15 protein-coding genes and 1 pseudogene are annotated in these 25,350 nt (G+C 44.7%); 3 read left to right on the top strand and 13 right to left on the bottom strand.

The features are described from left to right. Positions 1-68 precede the first annotated feature (68 nt). From CTT31_RS17415 to CTT31_RS17440, 6 genes are all read right to left on the bottom strand, one after another. Positions 69-3,221: an efflux RND transporter permease subunit gene (locus tag CTT31_RS17415; protein ID WP_260491651.1), complete on the bottom strand. Its 3,153-nt coding sequence runs from the start codon at positions 3,219-3,221 to the stop codon at positions 69-71. Positions 3,222-3,236: 15 nt separating this feature from the next. Next, on the bottom strand, positions 3,237-4,403 hold the full coding sequence (locus CTT31_RS17420; RefSeq protein WP_130127164.1) for an efflux RND transporter periplasmic adaptor subunit: 1,167 nt from the start codon (positions 4,401-4,403) through the stop codon (positions 3,237-3,239). A 242-nt stretch (positions 4,404-4,645) separates the two neighbouring features. Next, entirely contained in the window at positions 4,646-6,964 is a 2,319-nt protein-coding gene (locus CTT31_RS17425) for an ABC transporter permease (protein ID WP_260491652.1), read from the bottom strand. A 53-nt stretch (positions 6,965-7,017) separates the two neighbouring features. Then, the gene (locus tag CTT31_RS17430) at positions 7,018-9,402 is read right to left on the bottom strand and encodes an ABC transporter permease (protein WP_260491653.1); all 2,385 of its coding nucleotides are present in this window, start codon (positions 9,400-9,402) and stop codon (positions 7,018-7,020) included. A gap of 10 nt (positions 9,403-9,412) precedes the next feature. Beyond that, positions 9,413-10,117, bottom strand: a complete 705-nt coding sequence (locus tag CTT31_RS17435) for an ABC transporter ATP-binding protein (RefSeq protein WP_039493341.1) — start codon at positions 10,115-10,117, stop codon at positions 9,413-9,415. A 10-nt stretch (positions 10,118-10,127) separates the two neighbouring features. Beyond that, on the bottom strand, positions 10,128-11,369 hold the full coding sequence (locus CTT31_RS17440) for an efflux RND transporter periplasmic adaptor subunit (protein ID WP_260491654.1): 1,242 nt from the start codon (positions 11,367-11,369) through the stop codon (positions 10,128-10,130). Positions 11,370-11,662: 293 nt separating this feature from the next. On the opposite strand from CTT31_RS17440, the pseudogene CTT31_RS17445 reads away from it, so the two are divergent. Then, positions 11,663-12,049: pseudogene (locus CTT31_RS17445) on the top strand (zinc-dependent metalloprotease); the annotation flags it as partial. A gap of 88 nt (positions 12,050-12,137) precedes the next feature. Here the strand turns inward: CTT31_RS17445 and CTT31_RS17450 are convergent. Then, a complete protein-coding gene (locus tag CTT31_RS17450) occupies positions 12,138-12,752 on the bottom strand; it encodes a PQ-loop repeat-containing protein (RefSeq protein WP_045987867.1) in 615 nt (204 codons plus the stop codon). 211 nt (positions 12,753-12,963) lie between these two features. Here CTT31_RS17450 and CTT31_RS17455 point away from each other — a divergent pair, with 211 nt between their 5' ends. Both CTT31_RS17455 and CTT31_RS17460 read left to right on the top strand, forming a co-directional pair. Beyond that, complete coding sequence (locus CTT31_RS17455) at positions 12,964-14,139, top strand: tetratricopeptide repeat protein (protein ID WP_260491656.1); 1,176 nt, start codon at positions 12,964-12,966, stop codon at positions 14,137-14,139. Positions 14,140-14,346: 207 nt separating this feature from the next. Continuing rightward, positions 14,347-16,149, top strand: a complete 1,803-nt coding sequence (locus tag CTT31_RS17460) for a PKD domain-containing protein (RefSeq protein ID WP_211858853.1) — start codon at positions 14,347-14,349, stop codon at positions 16,147-16,149. 78 nt (positions 16,150-16,227) lie between these two features. Here CTT31_RS17460 and CTT31_RS17465 read toward each other — a convergent pair whose 3' ends face one another. The 6 genes from CTT31_RS17465 to CTT31_RS17490 form a co-directional block, all read right to left on the bottom strand. Then, on the bottom strand, positions 16,228-19,041 hold the full coding sequence (locus CTT31_RS17465; protein ID WP_260491657.1) for a TolB-like translocation protein: 2,814 nt from the start codon (positions 19,039-19,041) through the stop codon (positions 16,228-16,230). Positions 19,042-19,193: 152 nt separating this feature from the next. Beyond that, complete coding sequence (locus CTT31_RS17470) at positions 19,194-19,430, bottom strand: hypothetical protein (protein WP_222241808.1); 237 nt, start codon at positions 19,428-19,430, stop codon at positions 19,194-19,196. Between the two features lie 58 nt (positions 19,431-19,488). Beyond that, the gene (locus CTT31_RS17475; protein ID WP_260491658.1) at positions 19,489-20,760 is read right to left on the bottom strand and encodes a sensor histidine kinase; all 1,272 of its coding nucleotides are present in this window, start codon (positions 20,758-20,760) and stop codon (positions 19,489-19,491) included. Beyond that, on the bottom strand, positions 20,738-22,087 hold the full coding sequence (locus CTT31_RS17480; RefSeq protein WP_260491659.1) for a sigma-54-dependent transcriptional regulator: 1,350 nt from the start codon (positions 22,085-22,087) through the stop codon (positions 20,738-20,740). Before CTT31_RS17480 ends, CTT31_RS17475 begins: the two co-directional genes overlap by 23 nt. Before the next feature lie 60 nt (positions 22,088-22,147). Then, positions 22,148-22,999, bottom strand: coding sequence for a D-hexose-6-phosphate mutarotase (locus CTT31_RS17485; RefSeq protein ID WP_010376554.1), 852 nt, complete (start codon positions 22,997-22,999; stop codon positions 22,148-22,150). A gap of 161 nt (positions 23,000-23,160) precedes the next feature. Beyond that, positions 23,161-25,119: a methyl-accepting chemotaxis protein gene (locus tag CTT31_RS17490; RefSeq protein ID WP_045964015.1), complete on the bottom strand. Its 1,959-nt coding sequence runs from the start codon at positions 25,117-25,119 to the stop codon at positions 23,161-23,163. Between the last annotated feature and the right edge of the window lie 231 nt (positions 25,120-25,350).

The following is a 25,350-nucleotide window of genomic DNA, read 5'->3' on the forward strand; positions in this document are numbered from 1 at the left end:
CAGCGCACAAAGAAAAAGGCCGAGCATCACTGCGCGGCCTTTATATTATTGAGTGTAAACGAGAGTTTCTAAGCTTCTGCTTTCTCTAGTTGGTTATCGCCAGATTTAGGCTTGCGTCTGATCTTCGCTTTTAAGCGTGAACCCGCACCCTGCATATCCGTTAAGATGATGTATAGGGCCGGCACTAACACCAGCGTGATAAGCGTTGCGAATAGCACTGCAAACCCAAGTGATACCGCCATCGGAATAACAAATCTTGCTTGTAGACTCGTTTCAAAGATGATTGGCATTACACCAGCAAACGTCGTGATAGAGGTTAGCGTGATTGCCCTAAAGCGTGCACAACCCGCTTCAATAACTGCCTCTTTAAGCTTAACGCCCTCGGCACGTGCTTGGTTGATATAGTCCGTCATTACCAATGAGTCGTTGATCACGACCCCTGCGGCGGCTACTAGTCCAAACATAGACATAGTACTCATATCTAAGCCAAACACTAAGTGACCCCATAGCGCGCCAACTAAGCTAAACGGAATAACCGACATCACGATAAGCGGTTGCGCATAGCTCTTCAGCGGCACAGCCAATAGGATATAAACCATCAACATACCTGCGGCAAAGAATAAGATCTGCTCACTGGTTTGTGCTTGGCGCTCTTCCACACTGCCACCTAGCTTAGTTTTTACGCCTGGGAACTGTTTTAGTAGCTCTGGTAAGATATTTTCTTCGATATTCTTAACCACGGCATCTGGCTCAATCAGCTCTTCATCGATGCTACCGTATACATATACCGTTCTAAAGCCATCTTCACGACGAATATAATTGATACCCGGCTTCTCGGTAAACTCTACGACATCGCCTAGCATCACTTCTTTGCCTTTTGGCGTTGTGATGATAGTACGCTTAAGTGAAGCCAAAGCTTTACGATCTAGTTCAGGATAACGCACCATCACTTTGATCTCTTCGCCATCACGAATAACACGCTGTGCTTCGCCACCGTAAAAACTATTACCAACCTGAATCGCAACATCAGCAAGTTGCAAGCCAAGCTCATAAGCCACTGGCTTAAGCGCGATCTGCATTTCTTTACTTGCAGGGTCAATACTCGAGCTGATATCAAATAACCCGGGTTGCTGCTGCAACATAGAAATAAGCTGTCTGCCCGCCGCATTGAGGGTCTCGATATCAGAACCTAGCAAGCGATAACCAAATTCACCCTCACCACCACTTTGATCGCCAACACTGTCATACACAATGATTGATTTCACTGCGGTGATCTCTGGCATTGCCTCGCGCCAACGACGTGCAAGTTCAAAAGCCGTAAATGGTCTTTGCTCTTCATCAACTAATGTCGATAACACCGAGCCCTTAGTGCGGCTTTGGTTCCAAGAATATACATCCTTAATCATGCCTTGACCGAACTCTTGAGCAATCTCTTTATCGACATTGCGTACCATTAACTCAATAGACTGCATCGCTGTAATGGTCTGCTCGTCTGATACGTTGTCGTTCATGGTAATTTCGATCTTTGGATAATCTTCAGGCACCTTAGGGAACGGAATAAAGCGCACTAAATTCGAAGTCACTAAGCTAAAGCTAAATACCAGCATCGCCACAAAAGTTAATAATACGGTCCAGCGCCAGTCAACACAGCGCTGAATAAAGCGTCTGTATGGTCCGTTTACAAATGCAAAGAACTTCTTGTTAAATGCAGCACGACGACTGTTTGGACGTAGTGGTTTAATCTTAGTGTGAGCAATGTGCGCTGGTAAAATCCATTTGGATTCAATCAAACTGAATACCAAGCACAGAATAATAACGCCCGAGATTGACTTAAAGAATGCACTTTCAGGACCAGATGAGAACAACATAGGTGCAAACACAGCAATGGTTGTTAATACACCGAAAGTTGCTGGCGTTGCAACACGCTTAGCGCCAATTACCACATTCTTAACGCTGTGGCCTTTGCGTTCAATTTCGGAGTAGGCGGACTCCCCTATGACGATGGCGTCATCCACCACGATCCCAAGTACCATGATAAAGGCGAACAGCGATACAATATTAATACTGATCCCAAGTGCTGGCATAAATAGGAACGCACCGAGGAAACACACCGGCAAACCAATCATTACCCATAGCGCTAATTTGAAGCGTAGGAAAATAGTCAGCATGATTGCGACAAGTAACGCCCCCTGTAACATATTGCTCTTCATCATCTCGAGTCGAGCGTTCAGGTAGTACGTCATATCAACGATTGGTTCTAATCTTAAGCCTGCGGGTAATTTAGCGTTTTTCTCTTCGATATATTTATGTACCGCTTTCGCGATTGGGATCATATTTTGGTCTTTGGTCGCTTTAACCGACAGGAATACCGCATTTTCACCATTCAAACGGAAGTAATATTCACCTTCAGTCAGGCCATCTTTAATTTCTGCGATATCTTGAAGATAAATTTTAGCGCCGTTATCACCGACCTTAACAGGAATGTTTCTAAACTCATTACCACGGTACATTTGATTTTCAACACGCACTGCAATAATGCCAGATTCGGTCCTGATTTGACCTGCTGAAATGTTGGTCGAATAACGTCTAATTGCGCTACTTACATCACTAATCGTTAGGTTGTAGCGGCGCAGAGCATCTGGATCAACTTCAATGCCAATCTCGTAATCAGGGGTTGAACGGTCAACCAGTGAAATCGTTGGAATTTCTAATAATTCATCTTCGATTTCTTTGGCAATTGGCTTGAGGGCATTCAAGGGTAGATTACCAGCCAGCGCGATGTTCACCACGTCTTGACGAAATTCTATAAGCTGAACCTGCACAGGCTCCATGGACGCTGGGAAGGTCGCGATACTATTCACACGCGAGCGAATTTTATCTTCTACTTCCGTTAGGTCTTCATCTTTATAGATTTCAAGTTGCGCACTACCGCTGCCTCTAGCGGCACGGTAAACCCCTTTTTTGATTTCTGTAACGTCTTTTAATGCTTCTTCAATTTTGATCAAGATCCCCTCTTCAATTTCTTGAGGAGACGCGCCAGGATACACGGCTGACACCGTCACATAATTGATCTCAAAGTTTGGAAACATTTGCCTTTGGATAGTCATATAACTGATAAAACCCATTATCAGTATGAAGACCATCAACAAGTTTGCCGCTACCGTATTATTCGCAAAATAAGCGATAATACCGCGCTGCGATGTTTTTTCTATATCACTCATGGTCGCTCCTTGCTGTTACAGCTTTTCCGGCTGACTACTTGGCTTTGATGAGGAGTCCGTGCCAGCAACTTTAACTTCCATGCCTTTTTGTGGATATTCAGGTGGTGTCATGACCACTTTATCGCGACTTGTGATGCCATCACCAATTAGGAAGAACTCACCCTCTTCGCGGATAACTTGCACTTTACGTGGCTCAAGCTGGTTATCTTGATTAAGCAACCAAACCGACTGATTATTCACGATATCCTGAGGTAGACGGTAGATTTGTTTTAACGTTTTACCCGCAAAGCTAACTTGTACATACGTACCGTATTTTATCGCTGGCTGGCGCGTTGTAAGACCGTACGGGTCGTTAATACGCACCACCAAGTTGTTCATACGCGTTTGTTGGTCAACAGTACCTAAATCTCTATCAATTACCGCTTCACGAGTGAAAGCACTCACACCACGCTGATAAACCGTAGCGGCAAGGCCTGACACTCGCTCAGGTAAAAACACAGAATCAAAACCCGCGATAGGAATAATCACTTCCGCAGTTTCGATGTTATTGACCGTACCAACTGAGCTACCCATAGAAACGAACTGACCAAGACCAACGTCTTTTTTCACCACTAGTGCGTTATAAGGCGCGATAACTTCGCAGTTTTCTAGGTCTCGCTTTGCACGCTGCAGTGCAGCTTTTGCCGATTTTACTGAGGCTTTGGCGCTCATGACCTGTGGTTTACGTAAAAATAGGTCGGTATGCTTTTTATTTGGAAATCTTCTTGCTTCATCAGCAGCTACATCAGCTTGTGCTTGCTCTTCGATAAGCTGCGCCTCGGCTCTGGCAAGTTCTGCTTCTGCTTGTAGTAACGCGGCTTCGTAGTTATCTTGCTCGATACGTAGTAACACCTCGCCTTTTTGTACCACACCGCCTTCAACAAAGTTAGGGTGCCAGAATTCAACTTCGCCCGATACTTGAATAGAAAGTTGTGTACTTTCTAGCGGTTTTACTTCGCCATAGCTTTGGATCACAACTTGGTGATCTTGCGCAGCGAGAGTTTCAACTTCAACAACAGGACGAGAATCGACTTCTTGCTTCTCAGGTTCACTCTTAGCAACGGCATTGACGAACATAAATCCGACAACACCGACTATAAGCACGGTAAAGGGTAGAATCCATTTTAAAGTTTTAGCTTGCATGACAGTACCTATTGATAATTTTCTGACCGTATAGTACCAAGTTTAGCGCGTTCTCGGATGTGACATTTGTAAGAATCTGTTACACCTTTAGAACAACTTTTTATAACTATCGAAAAACAGTGGGAATTATAAAGTTATTTCAAACAGTTAATCACCAAAACCATTGATTTAAAAAGACCTTTCCAATTACGGCTTTTGCAATTTACATAACAATTTCCTCAGCTTTTTGTCACATTTTCACCCTAGATCTGCTTAGTGACATGGTGAAGCTCAAGCGCTAGAACGATACAGCCTACCAATACGATAGCGAACAACAGATAGACCCCAAGCAGCGGACTCAAGATGTCAAACATACTCGCCACAACTAAAGACAAGAAAACAGCAATAACCACCGCGACTAACACGAGAGAAGCCCGACTCCAACACTGCTCAATAAGAACATCGCGTACCTTAGCACCGACTAAACGCTTAATATTAAAGACTGGCGCATTTAATATGGCGAGGTAGCCGAGCAAACCATACATACCTGCAATTACCTGTATCAACATCATCAGTGCGATCATCAGCCCAGCTAAAAAGCTCAGCTTGGCTGTTTTGTTGAGTTGCTGCATACGTAATTTAATATCGACGAGCTTTAAAATAGATTGGCTTGGGTTTTGTTGCTTGTACAAGGCGGTAACCGTATGCAAGTCTAATTTCTCTCCCGCTTTGGCTCGCACCAGAATATTTCCACTAATAAAATTAAAAGGTAGATAAGCCAAGGTTTGTGCTTGGGAGGTATGCCTAAAGGTGTTTTCAACAATACCCACAAGGGTAATAGGGCGCTGATTTCTGTCGTAGATAGTCATGCCGATATCTGCAGCTGTTACGCCAAGGCGCTGTGCTAAAAGCTGATTGAGCACCACTTTTTTCCCCGAACCATTGATAGCTAAGTCATCCTCAGAGAATCCGCCACCAGCAATAAATCTTAGGCCTGAGGTGCTAAAGTAATTGGGCCCGCTGAGCTGTAAATAAGCAACGACTGAGTCGCTGCCATCATCAACTAAGCTTAGCGGCTCCAGAAATACAAACTCGTGGGGTAATACGCCAGCTAGAGCAGCACTCTCGACACTTGGGAGCTGTCTAAGCGCCGACAAGTTTATCATCGCTTGATTATATCTTGCTTTAATAGCATCTGAGCTGCGATCGTAGTTACTTTGCTGTAACTCAACAAAATAAAGGTTATTTGAGTTAAAACCACTTGAGGTATTTAGCTGCCCGCCAAAGTAACTCAATAGCCAAAATGCAAAGCTCATTGTGACTATACCCACACCAATTTGCAATCCGAGTAAGGCTTGGCTCATTGCCTTAGGTAATTGTTTGACCTGTCCCTTTCCTGAGCCACTTAGTTGACTACGAATATCCTTAAATGACACCTGAGACATTGCCAGTTTTACAAACACCAATGCGCAGAGTTGAGCAAAGACAACCACCAACAAGCAGCTCCACCAAGGCAGCGTTAGCCAAACTGCGTGTGCTAAAGCCTCCTTTGCCCAAAACTGCATTAGCCAAACGCCAGCATTCGCTACCCCTATAGCAAACAATGACGCAAACAAAAAAATTAAGGCGATATAACACCACTGCTCTAGTTGTAGATTAACGCGCTTAGCACCGAGTACAATAGCCAGTGCCAGCTTGTTTTGTTTGGCTTTAAAGTCTAGCAAGTAGAGTGAAAATGCATTCACTAAGGTAATGACAAGTAGCCCAACGCCTGCAAGTGATAACCATTGCGTCGTTGTTCTTAGCTGCCCTTTTAGTTTATCTGCAAGTGGTAACAACGAAAACCTGAGCGTCGCACGACCAGATATCGCCTGTTCTAACTGAGCTTGCTCAAAGGCAACTTGAAACTGTGCTTGTAAAAGCGTTAACTGCGCCTGTACATTGCCTTGCTTTATACGACCTACAAAAAATAAGTCGCTTCTTACCGCCAAATGATCCATACCCGTAATACGGTCACCCATCACCTGCGTAAACGGCAGGAATACTTCACTGCTGCGGTTAGATTGATATAACTGTGGTTCAGACTCATCGCACGCGACCACTCCCACCACGATATAACGACGATCATCTAGCTGAATGCTCTGCTCTATAATATTTTCATCAGGAAAATATTGCTGCACAAAGCACGCTGTCACAACGACTTCGTTAGGTGCTGTACCAAGCTCATTACTTTGGGAAAACCACCTCCCTTCTTTTAAAGCAATATTAAAGAGCGAAAAGAAATCATCACTGACGTAAGTTGTCTCAATCCTCGGCTCAACCACTGAACCACGTAGTAAGCTGTGGCTATACAATACTGCGGAGGCTTTATCAAACAATTGCTTGTCTTGAGCAAGCTGCCACGCAACAGGCGTGGAAATAGCATTTTCCATGATCGCCTTGTGATGCTCATCTAACATATCCCCTTGCAGCCAAAAGAGTTTATCGCTTTGCGGATAAGGTAGCGGCTGATAAGCTTGCCATGATAAGCCAATACTCATCATCATAGCAGCGAAAGCGCCGCTCAATAACACAACTAACATTAGATTAAGCCTATACCTCAAACGCCTCAATAGCTTATGCCATAATGTCATGCTTATCCCTTCACTAATTCAGATGGGTTGATTAATGCATTGAGTGGCCTGCGCAGTATTTGCTGTAGTGAAAAGTACAAACACGAACTCGATACCAACACTATCCCCACAGCCGCAATCGAAAACTCTGCCACATTAAATGTTTGCTGAAAGTATGGCGACAATAATAAACAGCCTGTCAGGGAGATCATTAACGCAATACCTATGTGCTTAAAGTGGGTATTAAGATCCTCTCGAGTTAGATCGCTGTGTTTGGCACCCAGCACCATTTTCGTGCCGTAATAAGAAACCTTAAGTGATTGGCTATAACGAAAGACACCAAACAGGCCAATAATCACGAGCAACAACGCCAACGCAAAGATAAATAGTGCTCCATAGGTAACCAAGATATCGGTCAACAGGTATTGCTCACGCTGCGCAGTAAGTGATTTAAAACTAAAGATTTTCAATGCTGGATGAACTTGTGTAAGCAGCGCTAAAAAATGGGATTTAGTAACTGGCTGCTTAGTCTTAATTAACGCCGTATTACTTCCTTGTACTGCTCGATACACATGCGGCAGTGCGGGTTCGCCTGGCACGGCTAAATCAGCAACGACACCAATAATTTCAAACGCTGCATCTTCGTCTGTAATGTTAAAACTCAAGCGCTTGCCTAGCGCCTTTTCCTCTCCACCTAGTTGCTCTGCAAAGGTCTTATTGATAATTAACTGCTGCTCACCGCGGCGCACCGCTTCACTATCGAAAAACTGACCTTGTAGTAACGGCAAAGAAAAAAACTCAAGATAACCACTATCCACAACTCGGCCAACCGGATGCACGCGTTCGAGCGTCTCGACTTCTTGCAATGACCAAGTGCCAACGCCTTGCCCGATGGGTGAACGGCTTCGACTCACCGCGATTACTTCTGCGGTATTCCCTAGGGCTTCACTGGCTTGACGCATGACTTCTCGGTATTCGTCTCTCGGCATTGTGTCAGGAGCATAAAACGTGACTTCGTATTTATTCTTGAGATCTACCGCATAAGCATTGTTGAGATGAGATATGGCAGCAACACCGACATTAAAGCAGAAGAAGGTCAAGATAATAGAAATACTTAACTGACTCACCGCCATGATCCGTTGCACTCGCGCACTCACAACAACGGCATTCCCCTTACCACTTTGTTTTAGCATGTGCGTTAAGTGACGAAAGCGAATTGCTGACATTCCAGCTAACAACAATAAGCAACTCGTCAATAAAGCGACCAATCCCAGTGTAAGTATACTTTGCCAGGTTAACGAAATCAGCTGCGCTTGCGGCAACAGTCCCACGAGTTCTGTCTGTAGCCACAGGCAAATAACATAAGACGCGCCAATTGCAACCACGAGCGATACTGAGCAAAGTGCTAGCAGCGGTAACCACTGCATCAGCGCAATATCTCTTATTTTTGCTCCCACCACCGCTTGAATTGCCAGCCGGCGCTGGATCTGGCTGAGTCTAGCAAGGTATAAGTTACTGATATTTAAGAGTGCTATACCGAGTAAGCCAAGCGATACCACAAACATTCCAAATAACAATAAGGGAGACTTACCGAGCATAATTGATTTCAACGGCACCGCGCGAATGCCAATATGCCACTTCGCAAAATACTCACTATCGCTCACTTTGCTGCGCCAAAGTGTGTTCATTTCGTTGGAAAGTGAGAGGCTAACTTGTGCATGCTTCACACCTGTAGCCAGTTTACCCACCATCAAATTAACCGCATAGCGGTTCCACCAGTACGGCTTTGCTTCCTCTAAAGTTAGGTTATATTGCCAAGGTAGCCATACCGCAGTGTTGTGCGTGAGCTTTTTTAAGTTAGGTTCATAAAACCGCTCTGCCGCCACCCCGACAATCGTAAACTCCCGCTCATCCAGACGCAGCGTTTTATTTAAGATATTAGGATCGCCATTGAAGTGGTTTTGCCAAGCTTGAAAGCTCAGCACAGCCACAGGGCTGCTCTCATCGACAGGTTCGGTAATAACCCGCCCCATCGCAAGCGGCATATCAAAAATACTAAACCACTCGGGCGAGACATAAGCCGATTCAACTTGAGGGGCATCAGCATCTGAGGTAAGCAATTGCTCGGCATAATGCACCATCGCCAGTTGCTCCATTGCGGCAGGTTTATGCTCGTATAAATGCATCAATGATGGGTAGTTAAAGGCTTCGCTGCTCTCGTTGCCATTTTCATCAAACATCGGGTATTCAAGTTTAACAATACGTTCTGAATCCGGGTATGGTAGAGGTGAGAAATACAGGCTATGTAACATCCCCATTGCTACCAGCATCACAACGAATACGCAACTCAGCGTAGTCACCACACTAACATGGTAAATATTTGCACGGCCTAAGTTGAACACTTGCATGGTGCCCTCTCTATGCTCGTTGACTAACAGATTGAGCAGAAGCGACGGTGCCTAACAGCTCACCATCAAACAATTTCACCTGCCTTGGAGCCATATCGGCATAACGTGGATCGTGTGTCACCATACAAACTGTGGTGCCTTGCTGATGCAATTCAGCGATTAATTGCATCACCTGATCGCCACTTTTCGAATCTAAGTTACCCGTCGGTTCGTCCACCAGTAGAATGCTTGGCTCAGTCACCAAAGCACGAGCAATCGCGACACGCTGCTGCTGCCCGCCTGATAACTGATTTGGCTTGTGTTGAACGCGATGCGACAATCCAACCTTTTGTAAACAATACTCGACTCGTAGCTTTACTTCAGCCTTACTCAACTTCTCAGGACGATACTTTAGGGGTAAAGCGACGTTATCGAATACCGAAATTTCATCAATGAGATTAAAGGCCTGAAAGACAAACCCAATATGCTCATTGCGAAGCTCAGCGGCCTGATCAAGCGTCAGGGTTGTTACATCATGAGCACCAATCGTATAACTGCCACTTGTTGCTTGGTCAATTAAACCAATGATGGATAACAAAGTAGATTTACCACAACCAGAGGGGCCAGAGATCGAAATAAAATCGCCTTTTGCTATTTCCAGTGAAATATTTCTCAGTGCGTGTGTTTGCAGCTCTTCGGTTTCGAACACTTTATTGATATTTTTAAGCACTATCATTTTGATATTCCTACTTTAATAAGATTGTCTCATCTAGACTGGCAAGATAGGCTAGATCAGAAATGATTAATCGTCTCCCAGCTTCAACGCCAGAATCTATAACAATATATTTCCCAGTTGAAGCACCAAAGGTGATTTCTACTGGCTTTGCGCTATCATCACTAGTCAGGGCAAATAAGGTCTGCGTTTGATTTTCTTTGGCATTGGCGGGGCGCTGCACATAGGTGGCATTGGCAAGATGCTTAATGGCGATGCTGGCAGAGATACTCAGCTGCGAGCGTGCCTGCTTTGGTAATGTATTTGGTAAACTCACCTCAACTTCCACACTATTGTTTGTCACCACAGGGTCAACTCGGAGCACTTTGCCTTTTACTTTGTTGGCCTGCATGTTCACCATCACGTCTTGCCCAGTTTCAACCCAGCGCACTTGGGATTGTGGCACAGACAATACCGCCACCAACGACTGGTTAGAGCCAATCAATGCTAATTCATCACCAACATTGACTCGTTGCCCAAGCGCCAGAGGCATGCGCTCAATGATCCCTGAAGTGCTGGCTTTAATCTCCAGTTGTTGTTGTTTTTCCAGCAAGTTATTGAGTTCTTGCTCGCGAATGTTAATTTCTTCGTTGGCAAGTGTAAGCGCCGAACCATGCAGTGCTTGAAGCTGTTTAGCTTGCTGTTCTAACATAGTGATTTCATGTTGTAAGGTACTCAAACTGGTTTCAGTTTGGGCAAAGTTCAGCGCGGAAATAATGCCTTGTTGTGCAAGGTTTTGCTCCGCGCGGTGACGCAATACTAAGGTTTTTAGCGCGCCTTGTTTTTGCATCAGCTGTGTTTGTTCGTTTAACAGCTCCCGTTGTTGAGTCAGTAACAGCTGCTCTTTTATTGCCCACGACTGACGCAAAGCTTGTTTGGCTTGTTGAACCTGTAACGCCAAGTCTGGACTCACAAGCTCGGCGATCACTTCACCTTTGTGCACAATTGCGCCCGCTTTATGGTGGATAGTTTTAACGATAGCCGCGCTTTGCGCGTTTAATAAAAACTGCTCAGCACTACGTAATTCTCCAAAGCTATCTACTGATAAGGTAAACGGACCTTGTTTCACCTCCGCTACCAGTATTTCAGCGCGCATCACACTAGAATGAGGCGCCCATTGTTGCCACAGCAAATAAACAACTATCGCCGCCATTAAACAGGCAACAACGATATAGTGTGTGGTTTTTTTTGGCTTCACTGGTTTGACTAGATCCATTTCCCCTCCTAACTGACTAAGCGCTAAGAGCGAGATTTATGCCAAAATTCAATAATCTTAAATTTCAATAAGTTAAAAAAATTGTAACTGCGAAAGTCAGATGATATTCCGAAATCGGAGCATTCACTCCGGGATCGGAGAGTAACGGCAGTAGATGCAATTTATCTTTTGTGGGGCCCTAAATAAGTACGCGACAAGTCAAAAACACACGGTATCATAGCAAGCTCCGTAATGGACCTCGCAGCAGCTCACATCGCCCCTCTAGGCGTTGACCAAGGTGATATCTTCCAAACCGGGTCCATATGATGGTACTTGGCATTCAAAAGTCTGTAATAGACCAAGTACTACACGCGAATGTATTACAACGTATCAACGACTCTGAGTACTATGGTAATGAATACAGCCTAAACGAGGTGATGAACAACCTGACCGCCGCTATTTTCGTTGCTGATAAGAATGCAACGACACTGAGCCAAAACCTGCAAATAGAGTACGTTTCTCGCTTGATTAATGTCGCAGGCTTGAGCAAAGCGAGCAAATACGACAATTTGGCAAAAGCCGCTGCGCTATTCCAGCTGCAGAGTATTTTGGATAAGAGCACAGCTTGGGGTGCCGATCAGGCAACTAAGGCACATAAAGCGTATATCGACCGTATGATCACAAAAGCGCTAGAAGCGTAACTCAAAAGCTTTTGTATTACGCGAGTGAAATGAGCGAAAACGTTAAGGGCTAGCAATTTGCTAGCCCTTGTTTTGTCTGGTTATATCACTAAGCTAAAGCAGGTTTAGAGCGATAGTACTGAATACAACCTAATTGTGCGGCATTAGTCAGTAAAATCATCACAAACATCAACACGTGAGCGACACTCACATGACCAAGACTTAGCTCTGCAGCCAATCCAATTCCTCCCGCTAAAAACTGCAGTGAGAAATACCTGGCGCTTAAGTTAGAGACATCACCGCTTTTAATCGTTTTATAGGTTTGTGGCATAACGCGAATTGAACTCATCACTAGCCCTAAGTAAGTTAACGCATTGAGCAACGCAGCAGCTTCGATGTCCTTTGCCAATAAAAGCCCAAATGGCAACGTCGACAAAGCAAGCAAGAGTGCTAATTGATTACGCTGTTTCGAGCTTGCGTTGTACCGAATAAAATAATATAAAATAAGTGCACTTAAAGAACCTGTAACAACAAAAGGCAGCACCATAAAAAAACGTTCAAAGAAAACGTTGTAGGCAATAAAGTAAGAGCTTTGTGCAACACCAAAACTCATCATTAACAGTGATACACCTGACACACTGCGATTTTTACGGATCTTCCTAATCAAAGGAACAAAGCTTAAAACCAAAACGAAAGAAGAAACGATCGGTAAATATTCGCTCAATGCCAACTCCAAATGTCTAAATTGTTGCAAAGTTAAAGTGCTGTAAAACCTTTAAAAACACATTGTAAATTTATGATTTTTAAGGTTTTATTTTTGAAGGCGCGCATTTTAAGAGCTAACTTTTAAAATACAACTGAACACCTAACATCCAACTTTGAATAGATGGCAAGGCTGGAATACAGGTGTATATAAATAAATACAAGGAATTACGATGAAGTGGCTACTCATTATACTTACTAGCATTGGCTTGAGCGGATGCAATTCCACTCACACCATTACAGCAGACATGAGACAGAAGGTAGATGTGACTTCTCTATTCAACCACTCTCTTTTTGCGCTGAAATCAGTTCCTTCAGAACAACAAATCTTCACTTTACCTAAGCAAGAAGAAGAAGCTTTATTAACCTATGTTGAGCGGTTCAGAGGTAAAAGTGTAACCAAAGACGAAATTCTTGGTAATTTCCTTCAGGCAAAAATTGGCCACTTTTCTTACGACGGCGAAACATTCATAGCCAGTGAGTCGCTAAATCAGCAGTCCGGAAATTGCATTTCTCTAGCTATATTATCTCAGGCCTATGCCAATATTCTCGGTATTGAAACTAGTTACGCCAAAGTCGATAGCTTTCCCATCTATCAGAAGAACCAAAATTTCGTACTCACATCAAGCCATTTTAAGACAAAACTAATTACACCAAAGGAAGAATTAGCAACTCTAAATAACAGATTTTTCTTTAGCGGAACTGTTGTTGATTATTTCCCTGAGCAGGATAGTGTATTTTCAGGGAATGCGCAGTATGAAGATTTAGTCGCAAAGTTTTATACCAATTTAGCCGTTTCCGCTTTGTTGGAAGCTGACTATGATATGAGTTATTCTTTGTTGTCTGCCGCGCTCAAATACGCCCCAAGAGACGCTGAAGCTATCAATATTGCCGCGCTGTTACATAAGCATGTTGGTGATAGAAATAGTGCGAAGCAAATCTATGATTATGCCTTCAACAATCACCTCACCAGCACCAATTTATTATTGAATTACCTTAACTATATTCCCAAAGACCAAACTAATCTCAAGAATATGATCCTAGCGGAGCTTGAAAAAAGCCCTACCTCCCCTTTCGATACCCTCTCGTTAGCTTCGAGCTACATAAAGCAACAGCGCTATAAAAAAGCCAAAAAACTTATTGAGCCTTTATTGCTGAATTATCATTACTTGCCGGAAGTTTATGTCGAGCTTGGGAAAATTGCTTATTTAGAGCAAAGATACCAAACCGCATCTGAATACTTTGAGCAAGCAGTCAATAAGTCTAGAGAGCAGTATAAAAAGGACCTATACACCGCCAAGCAAAATATGTTGAACCATTTATTGGTTCGTAATGAGGATATAAAATAAAGAATGACATAAGTTAAGTAAAACTTATGTTAAAATAATATATATAAAACTTTACAAACCACATTATTGTTTCTATTTTGGTGTGTGGATGTTCAAAAAACATACCACTCATTGGCCGTGCTCTACAGTGCACCCAAGGCTTGGTATTGAACGACGCCCAACTTTTTAATTTCAAGTTGGATAACCACACACTCAAAAGGAATAACAATGAAACGACACATTCTTGTCACAGCATTAGGTTTAGCATCTGGTATCGCGATGGCACAAGCGCCATTAACAGAAGCTCAGATGATGGAGTATACCAGCAAAGCTAGCAAGGCAATGATTGGTAAAAAGTACGATCTCAACCTTCCACTTATTACTCAAAACAGTGCTACAAATACTTCAACGTCTACACAGACCATTGTGCAAACAGTTTCACACCCAGATGCAAGCTACATCAAACTACACTTTAAGAACCTCAATCTTGCAAACGGCGGTAAACTCGTTGTTCGCTCGGAGGATAGTGGCGAGCGCTATGAATACACCCAAGGAAGCCTCCGCGCAGCAACGGTTGATCCAAGCCTCGGCGATGACGGCGTTAAACAGTTTTCTGCTATGTCAGTCTCTGCTGATAAAGTCATCATTGAATATACTCCAGGCCAAGGTAATGCAGGCAAAACACCCGAAGTCGATTTTTACTATCATGGTACTGAAGGGCAAGCAACTGTTGAGGGCTTGACCGATGTGACGCCCATGTCAACTTGTGGCGCAATGGAACGCAAAGACGTGCAGTGCTGGGCGCAATCGCACCCGGTGGAATTCGAGCGCTCGCGTCCAGTCGCCAGACTGCTTATGAACGGCAGTCGTTTGTGTACGGGTTGGCGTGTTGGTGCAGATAACCGCATGTTTACCAATAATCACTGTGTGGGATCCGCATCAGAGCTGGCAAATACTGAGGTATGGTTTAATTATCAAAGCACGAGCTGTAACGGCAGTCAGCGCGAGACTGTGGTTAAGATCACAGGTAAAGACTTCCTTAAAACAGATTATACGCTAGATTATACGTTGTTTACCGTCAATGATTTCGCTAAAGCTCAGCCGTTTGGTTACTTCGGCTTAGATGTGCGTAATCCATCGCAGGGCGAGCGTATTTACATTCCTCAACATGGTTCAGGTAACCCTAAAGAACTGTCGATTGAGTCTGATCAAGACACCAATGGACTATGCTCTGTTAACCAAGCAACGGCGAATGGTCGAGGTACCGGCACAGATATAGGCTATTACTGCGACACTATTGGTGGCTCGTCAGGTTCGCCAGTACTTGCAGCCTCAACCAATAATGTTGTTGCGCTACACCACTTAGGTGGCTGTACCAATAAGGGCGCTAAAATTAGCTTAATTTGGCCTCAGGTTTCTACTCACTTTGGTGGCCAAATTCCTGTTGGTGATAATGGCACTACTGATCCATTGCCTGTTGCGTTATTTACTTACAGCTGTAATGACCTAAGCTGCAGCTTCGATGGTTCAGGATCTAGCTCACCAAACGGTTCTATTACACAGCATAGTTGGCAGTTTGGTGACGGCGCATCCGCTTCAGGCGCGCAAACTTCACATAGCTTCACAAACTCTGGCAGCTATACCGTAGAACTCACCGTGACAGATAGTAATGGCGACACCGCGTCAACAACACAACAAGTTGCCGTAACGCTGCCAGGTGAAGAGCAAAAGCTTATCAAGGGAGTTGCAAAAACGGGGCTTGCTGGTGCTAGCGGCAGTGAAACTTTCTTCTATTACGATGCGCCAGCTGGCGCAAATACAGTGACATTTAACACTAGCGGTGGCACTGGTGATGCTGATATGTATGTACTAAAAGGTGCAGAGCCCACCACCAGTAATTGGACTTGTCGTCCTTATCGCTCCGGTAATACTGAGTCTTGCAGCCTAAATGAAGGGGCTGGGCGTTATTGGGTGATGATCCGCGGATATAATGCTTACTCAGGTTTGCAAATCGTAGCAGATCACAACTAGCCTAAACTTCGAATAAACAAACTAAATGATTTGCGGGGGCTCGCCCCCGCTTATTTGACAGCAATCTTCAGCGATTATCTACAACTCATACCAAACACTAAACCAGACACGGTTTTCATTAGCCATGTTACGCCCCTCAATGCGACCCACTCCAGCATTAAACTGTAAATCGGTTAATCCTGCAGGAGCAAAATCAGCGGCCTTGTCTAATATCACTCGAGACAAAGGTAAGCGCATCTTAATACCGTAATTTTGCCCAATAACTTCTCCATCTAACTGATGCTGCTTATAAAATAACTTAGGTTTGCCCTGCTGCCATGACGTTGCAAATTCATAGCCTAAATAGCGGCTTCCCGTTGCAAATAGATGCGGCAACATCGGTTCGCTGACAGCGTGTAAACTGTTACTAATACTAGTGCTGGTAAGTGATCCACCACCCAAAGATAAAGGCAATTCGCTGCTGTAGCGGCTATCGACCGATGCATAGAATGGAATTTGCCATGCTTTAGCGAACAAACTCAGCTGATAATCAAAACCATCTAATTCACCTAGCCACTGAGCTGCAGAGACTTGCAGTGCTACACCATGCTGCTGTGTATCCCACATTGCACGACCGTTAAAGCCGTAGCGCCCGCCGCTCCATGTCTTTTCACCATGTTGCACACGAATAACCCCCAATTCGGGAGCGAGGTAATTCAATGCTTCACCAAAACGATAGCTAGATGACAAAGCAAATTGCTTAAAGCTGTTTTCATTCGAGGTATTTGCTTGTAGCGAGTGAGACTGCTTATCCGCTTCTAGCTCTTGATATCCAGCATCAAACGTTGTTTTCCAGTTTTCATGACGATATTCGAATTGGGCGAATGCACCCATCAACGCGCCATTATTGATACTTTTCTCGACTCCAAGCTGCCAAGCAAGTTGGCGCAGCACATCCTGCCCTTTTAATGCCACGCCCAAACTATCAAAAGAGGCGCTATTTAATGCGCCTGATAAGGCGACAGAATAAGACTGTTCGAACACAGAATAATCAGAGCTGGGCAGCGCGGTTTGATCTATCTTAGCCGCAGGTAATTGATGAGGATGCAGCTCTTGTAGCTCAGCCTCATCCACTTGCTCCAACACACTCACGGTGCGCCAAGCCGGAGCAACTATTTTGTTAACCTTGACCCCTTCAGGGGTCGCATAGCTCACCAGTAACTGCTGTGAATGGGTAATAATTTGCTCAAGCGGTTTAGCACTCACAGGTAAGGTTTCAAGTATTTTACTCACCACGTCATACCGCATCACCGCTAAATGGCCTGCGACTCCAGAAATAAAGTACAGCTTGTCATCATCATGAGACCAAGTTAACCCCGAAAGGTATTGATGTGACTTGGGTAAGTAGACGATTTCGGTTGTATCATGGCTAAGATCTTTAACAACAAGTTGCCAGCGTTTGTTAGGAGTAACATGCACATAGGCTAATATCGTCTTTTTATTAGAGAGCACAGGAAAGTCATGGACATCCCCAAGCTTGCTTGTGGTGATCGGCGCTTGCTTGCCTGAGTCCAACTCTATGGTCACTAGCTGTGAGTAACCCAAACGAGACACCTCCGCAATAATGGTATTAGCATCAACAATACTAAAGCGACGAATACCCGCGCCTTCGGTTAGTTGCTTCGGCTTTCCAGTACCAATTTTCCAGACAAACAAATCATTGATAAAGGTATCATCTGCAGCTGGCGTTTTTGCAACGAAGTAAATATGGCTGTCATTCAGCCACTGGGGGTAATAGATACCAGCAAAATTGTGAGCATCAAGCTGCGCAAGTCGCTTTTTTGGAAAGACTTCAGGTGCGATATCCACGATATCTTTAGGATCGGCATTTAATATTGCTTCGTTGCGCTTATTAAATTGCTCAATGGCTTCTACATTTTCTTTGTTTTCGTAGATATTGAGTGTGACTTGGCGTTTGCGATTTTGCTCCACCACCAAAAACTGACTGCCATCTGGAGAGAATGCGATATCTCGAGCAGCATATGCGAACCGCTGCCAAAGCTCACTCTGTGTCGGAACCAAAGCCAGCTCTTGCTGCATAGCCTGATAGCTATATTCAACAACAAAGCGACGATATAACTGGCTGGCTGGCGCTCCAAAAGCACCACTAAATGCGGTTTCAAAACTGCGTGATTCCACCGCCTGCACTCTTGTCCACACGGCATCTAGCGTCTGTGCACCATAATTATCCTCAAGCCAAGCTAGAAAACGTACGCCTACTAAGTACGCCATGGAATTGGAAAGGTAAGACTTGTCGCCATTATCTAAAGCGCTATAGGTCGGTAATGCGCCTTGCTGCGCGTAATAACGCACAATGCTCTCACTGTAGTTATCGTACAAACGTCCTCGCCCCGTTAATCTAGACTCCAGCAAGGTCGCATAGCCTTCGCTGACCCAACGCGGTAATACCGCATCGAGCAAGTCGGTAATATCGTGCCAATCTCTGAGATGTTGTCGCCATTGATTACGGCTAGGCTGTGATAGATGAACGAGATGAATATATTCGTGCAAAATGAGCAACTGCTGCCAACTGGTGTTATTTGCGATGACGGAATCAGCTTGAGGCGGCGTTGCTTGCAGTGCCATCATTGGTTTATCTGTGCTGGGTAATGCAAAGCCATTGGCCGTATTTTCTGGATCGTAAATAATCACATCAGCACGTTCACTCAAGGCTCTACCTTGTTGTGCCAGCACTTTATCTCGCACTACCTCCAGCTCATTTGCTGCAGAATACGCCCATTGCTGAAGCGCCTGAGGATAATGCACATTGAAGTTTTCGGTTTTAATGGTTTGCCACTTTGCCTGTAAACCAAAGCTAGTAAAAGCAACAAAAATTATCAGTAGCGCTCGCATTACCTTTCCTATATAAATCCGGTGGCGCTAGCTTAACAAGAGATGTAAAGAAAAAGTGTGCTTTTTAGTAACAATTTCTTGCGCACGTTACACCTTAAAACGTCTATTTTGAGGCAAGCAAGATCTGCGTTGCTCTAAATGCGCGTAATTTTTCAGTGCTTTTGTGGCTGTGCAAGGGTGATAAACAAGCTAAGTACCCCAAGAGATACTGCAAACACAAAAAATACCACGGTTGAACTCAACCCCGCCTGCCATTTTGCCGCGGCAATAAAACCCGCGCTCAATAACACCGCCAGTTTTGCCTTGGTGTGCGCGTGTGGTTTGAATGATTTGGAGTAGCTATACGCCATAAAAATAAAGCCGCTGGCCAACAGATAAGTGACTAACATGGTAGCTCCTTGCCAAGATTTTGAAGGAGCTTTAATTATATGCTAATGATAATTATTATCAATAAGGTAAAGTGATTTTTATCAATCCTCCTGAGCCTGTGTTGTGACAACTCAGTTGTCCATCGTGTAACTCTACAATGGTGCGGCTAAAGGTTAAACCTATTCCCTGCCCACCTTCTTTGGTGGAATAGAAAGGTGTAAGCATGTTATCTAGGTTGGCAAAGCCCGGGCCATTGTCTTGTACACCAATCACCGCTTGTTGCTGCTGATAATAAGCATGTAGTGTCAACTTAGCATTTTCACCACTGGCCTCAATGGCATTTTTAACTAAGTTAATCAGCACTTGCTCAATTAAGGCTTTATCGAGATGGAGCGTCTTCACGGTGCAATTTACTTGGATGTCGGTATCCTCAAATAACGCAGCAACAGAAGACAGTAACAGCATGATGGAGACTGACTCCCGATCAAGCCTTGGGGTTTGCGTAACTTTGGCGTATTGGCTCACAAATTGTTGTAAATGCTGGCAACGCTGACCTATTACACTTAGCGCATGCTGCTCTTTTTCGTCCTTTGCTCTTGCTAATAAGGTTTGCGCTAGGGAGCTGACGGGCGTCAAACTGTTGTGGATCTCATGACTTATTACTCGGATTAAGTGTTGCCAAGCAGCCAGCTCCTTTTTACGTAATGCCTTAGTAATATCGAGTGCAACAAGTAAAGAAAACTGCTTACCCTCTTGAAAGAATTCACTACTTTGTAGCTGCCACCGAGATTGCTGCGCTGTATCTGCAAAATGCCAGTGATTATCTTGTTGCACCAGCCCAAACTGAGCCGCACTTATTCCCTTACACTCTAACCAAGGGCGATGATAAAGCGACTCAAATGCACCATTGGCATAGGCAAGTTTGAGCTTATCATCAAACATCATAATAGGCGTATTAAGGCTGTCTATTAGCTGATAAATGATAAACTGCTGACTATGATAGCGGCGCTTTTGACTGTGCAGCTGTGCACTTAAGGCTAGCAAGCGCTGTTCAAATTCAGCCACCACGCCCGCCGTATAATGTGGCTTAATGGTTTGAGTAAAGTCACTTTGTGCAATCGCTTCTAGCTGCCAATTAGCACGCATGGCAATACGTTTAAGGTGAGACAACAGTATTTTCTGTAACCCGCCCAATAACCCCAATACACTCACCGATACGACAGCCACCCACATTACCCCAAGCTGTAATTGCAGAAGCAGTAAAGTCAGTAAAACCGTACAGCTAATGGTTAACAGCGTACAGTAGGCCCCAAGCCGCCACTCGGCGCTAGCCAGATGTTTTAAGGCCATATTTTTCCAAACGCCGATAAAGAGAAGAAGCCGTGAGCCCTAGTATTTTAGCGGCTTCTGCGACATTGCCTTGAGCCCGTTGCATCGCCTGCTCCACCATTTCTTGCTCCACTTGTTGCAAAGTCTTGCTTGGCATATCACTAGTCACTTTAGGTGCGGCGGTAAAGCGTAGTTGGCAGTCACTGAGCTCAATCTGCAAGCCCTCTGCCATTAACACGGCACGCTCCATAACGTGACTTAACTCACGCACATTGCCGGGCCAAGCGTGTTCAATCAATGCGGCTTTAACCGCTGGGCTAAGTTCACGAATTGGCTCACCATACTGCGCACAGAATTTAGCGACAAAATACTCAGCCAACGGCACGATATCGCCAAACCGCTCGGCGAGCCTCGGCACTTCAATCACAATCGTGTTGATGCGATATAATAAGTCTTCTCGGAACTCACCAGCTTTCACTAAAGCGTCTAGATTGGTATTGGTTGCGCAAATAAGGCGGCAATCCGCTTGTTGCGTCTGACTGCTACCCACAACTTCATAACTGCCATTTTCCAGCACCCGCAGTAATTTTGCTTGTAGAGGCAGTGGAATAGTCGCAACTTCATCCAAAAACAATGTGCCCTGCTTTGCCATCGCAAAACGACCAACACGATGCTGCTTTGCATCTGTAAACGCCCCTTTGCTGTGACCAAACATCTCACTTTCGAATAATGACTCTGGCACTGCGCCCATATTCACCTCAACCCAAGGTCCTGCTGAACGATTAGACTGTTGGTGTAACCACTGAGCGAAATGACTTTTGCCCGCGCCACTTGGCCCAGTAAGCAGCACCCGAGCATCGGTTTTTGCTACTTTAGCAAGCTGCTTATATAAAGATTGCATCGCCTGAGAGCGCCATTGAAACGCGCCGCGCTCACTGTGTTTTGCTACGATACTCGCTTGCTTTAATGATATTTTGAGTTGTTGCTGCACGGCTTGCAGCAGCTGCTGATTGTCCCACGGCTTTTCGATAAAGTCGCTCGCACCAAGCTGCATTGCGGACACCGCTAACGCGACATTTCCCCAACCGGTAATACAGATCACAGGCACATTAAGATTGGAGTCACGTAGCCAGCGCAAAAAGTCCAATCCTTCATTGCCTGAAGTGGTATCTCGGGAGAAGTTCATATCGAGCAAGGCTAATGACACTTGCTTAGCGCTGAGCAGTGGTTTGGCAAGCTCTAAGGTTGCCGCCTCAATTACATTGAAACCTTGATCTTCTAAAAAGAATACGGCGCTGAGGCGTACTTCGGCGTTATCGTCAATAACCAGTATTGTGGACTTTTCCATAGGGAGAATTTTTATTCTTATGGGTTTCAGCGGAGCAAGGTGTGCTCCGCGAATATGAAATTATAACCAACGGATGATAGTACTTAGGGTATGGCTTTCACCCGGTGCAAGTTGCACGGCATCGTCCATTACGTTACAAGCTTCTAAGCACAACATCTTGTGGTATTCATCATCATTAAAGTTGCTTAAACGCTGTGATTTTTCAATCCATGGATTCCAAAGCACACAAGAAGTTGAGTTTTCACGTTTTACTTCAATAATGCCCGCAGGCGTGTTGATGGTTTGTACTGGGCTTGCTTGGGTGTATACCATATCGGTTTCGCGGGCAAAGCCAACCACTTCGGTTTGCTCAAATGGACCTTCATCAAACTCGATATATTTCGCGCCTTGTAACCCGTCTACCGTGGTATTACTTACTTCTGGCGTTGGGAAATACGTATGTAGGGCTTGCGTTAGCGTAAATGGCGCATCACCAGTATTGGTATTGGTCAGTCGCACTTCAAGCTTGTCTGATAACACAAACTCGACCTCTAATTGTGACGTGTGTGGCCAGTATTGCGCTTCAACTAAAGTCATCGGTAGTGTGAGCTTAACGGTAATTTCATCGCTTTTTTCTTCAACGCTGTGCGCGCGCCAAAGTAGCTTGCGAGCAACCCCATGAATTGGCCAATCCGCTTTGCTATGAACGCCAAACCAAGGCCAACAGATTGGAATACCACCACGTACCGGTTTGCCTTCAAGGTAATCTTCCGCCTCAGAAACCCAAATTAAATTGCCTTTTCCTGCTGGTGTAAACTCGGTAAGTTGCGCACCCTGTAAAAAGATCTTTGCTTGGCAAAATGCACTGTCGACCCAAATATACTCAAGTCCGGACTCAGTGCGCTCGATTGAAACTGAAGGTGATAATTCCATGGTGATTCCTACGTCAACTCAATGATATGCCTACCTTACCACTTAAATACTACGAGTAAACTGTTATCCATCCAATTTGAAAGTTATTCAATTATACCAATGCGGTAGCACCGTGAGAGTGTTGCTCTCACGGTTTATGGAACGTGAGGGTTGGGCTAAAGCTATACTTTAAATTTGCCCACCAGCTCTGTGAGTGTGCTCGATAATGAATGTAATCTCACGCCATTTTGATTGGTATTCACAGCGATATCACTCACGCTATCCGCGGCATTTTTAATTTCCACCACGTTACGATTAATGTCTTCAGCAACATGTTGCTGCTCTTCAGCTGCGGTGGCGATTTGCGTGTTAAGGTCGCTAATATTGACAATCGCTTGGGTAATTTCACTAAATTGTTGTTGCGCTGAGTTTGTCAGTTCAACCGTTTGCTCCGTACGCGTTAGGCTGCGCTTCATTTCTCCCGACACCATTTCTGTCATTTTTCTAAGCTTATCAAGCTGAGAAGCGATTTCTTCCGTCGATTCAGAGGTACGCTGCGACAACGCTCGCACTTCATCGGCCACGACAGCAAAACCGCGGCCATGCTCACCTGCCCGTGCCGCCTCAATTGCGGCATTTAATGCCAAAAGATTGGTTTGCTCAGCTATGCCTCGGATCACGCTGAGTATCGACATAATATTTTCGCTTTCGGTGTCGAGCTGCATGATATCTGCGGTTGCCTTGTTGATCACTTCAGATAATGTTGTGACGCTCTCGACAGACTCTGTGATCACCCTTTGGCCCAGCTCAGATGCTTGCTGAGTTTGTCCTGCCAGCTCAGCCGCATTGGCGCAGCTTGCCGCCACTTCGTTTGCGGTTGCCGCCATCTCATTAATTGCGGTGGCAGCCATTTCAAGCGCTTGCTGTTGTTGACTGGTAGCGCCCGTGAGCTGATCAGACTGAGAAGCGGTTTGTCGTGAGGTTTCATTAACTTGCTGCGCACACTCATTAATTTGCGTTACCAGCTCAGCAATGAGATTTAAAAACAAATTAAAGCTCGTCGCCAGTTTGCCTGTTTCATCCTGAGCTTTAATGTCTAAACGCTGCGTTAAATCACCACCGCCTTGCGAAATTTCAGTTAAGCCATCACTCACTTCTACAATGGGCGCTGAGATCAACTTAGAAATATAACTTGCTAGCAATAAAAATACGGTGATCAGGACGGCACTTAGAATCAATATCGTCAGCGTCATCGCATTGGCTGCAGCCATTACCTCACTTTTTTCAACTAAACCAATAAACTTCCAGCCTAATTTGGGTGCTGTATAGATGTTGGCAAAATAGTCTTGCCCGTTAATTTCGAGCTCAAATAACCCATCCTTATTTTGAGCCAATTCACGATAGCGGCCGTTCGCAATGTCTGCCAACTTTTTAAATCTATGTTCGGAGAACTTAGCATCGACCAACACATTTCCGGTGTCTTCCACTAGCATTAAATAGCCGGTCTCGCCCAACTTGATATTGCGGATGATTTTGGTCAACCCTTGTAGTGACACATCCATACCTTGGACACCCACGGTTTGACCATTGGCAGTTATCGCTTTTACCGTCGATACAATCACCATATCATCCGGCGCCCAATAATAAGCGCTGGTGCGGATCGTCTCGCCATTTCCTGATTGTCCTGTTTGATACCAAGGACGCTGTCTAGGGTCATAGTTTGCATTCACTTCACCTAGAGGCCATTGAATATAACCACCTTGCTGATTTCCCATGTAGATATAGGCAATGCCGGGATGCGTGTTACCAAAGTGCTCAAATAACGAATATGCTGCTTGCTCTGTTTTGCTTCCAGCTTTGGAATTAAGTCGAGTGGTGCTGGTTGAATCCATATAAGTTTTTACGTCTTGCTGCGCACTCAAGACCTGCGCATGGGTTGCTAAATAGTCTACGTTTTTTGCAATTTCATCAAAAAACATCTGGATACCATTCTCAACCTGTAGCGCCTCTCGATCACTGAGCTCCGAGAAAGTCTCTATCCCCTGCTGCCTAGTTTGACTGATAATAAGCCCCGCAATGATTAACAAAGGAAGTGCAATTGCCGTTGCGAAAGACAGCTTTAATTTTTGCGATATATTCATGAATAAACACCATTTCACAGATAGTAAAAATATAGTGAGGGATAGGCTATTGGGCAAGAATTACATACAAATGTGATCACTTGTTCGTCTTATATTCATCTTAGGTATGGTTAAATGTTGGGTAACTTTGAGGTCAGATAGACCACAGTGTTACTATAGATAATTCAATCAAGGATCATAAAATTTATCTGCTTTCTGCAATGATAGCTTTGGTGGTCTACAATTTGTAAG

Origin of the sequence: Pseudoalteromonas maricaloris, assembly GCF_024746855.1 — a bacterium.
Taxonomy (GTDB): Bacteria; Pseudomonadota; Gammaproteobacteria; order Enterobacterales; family Alteromonadaceae; genus Pseudoalteromonas; species Pseudoalteromonas maricaloris.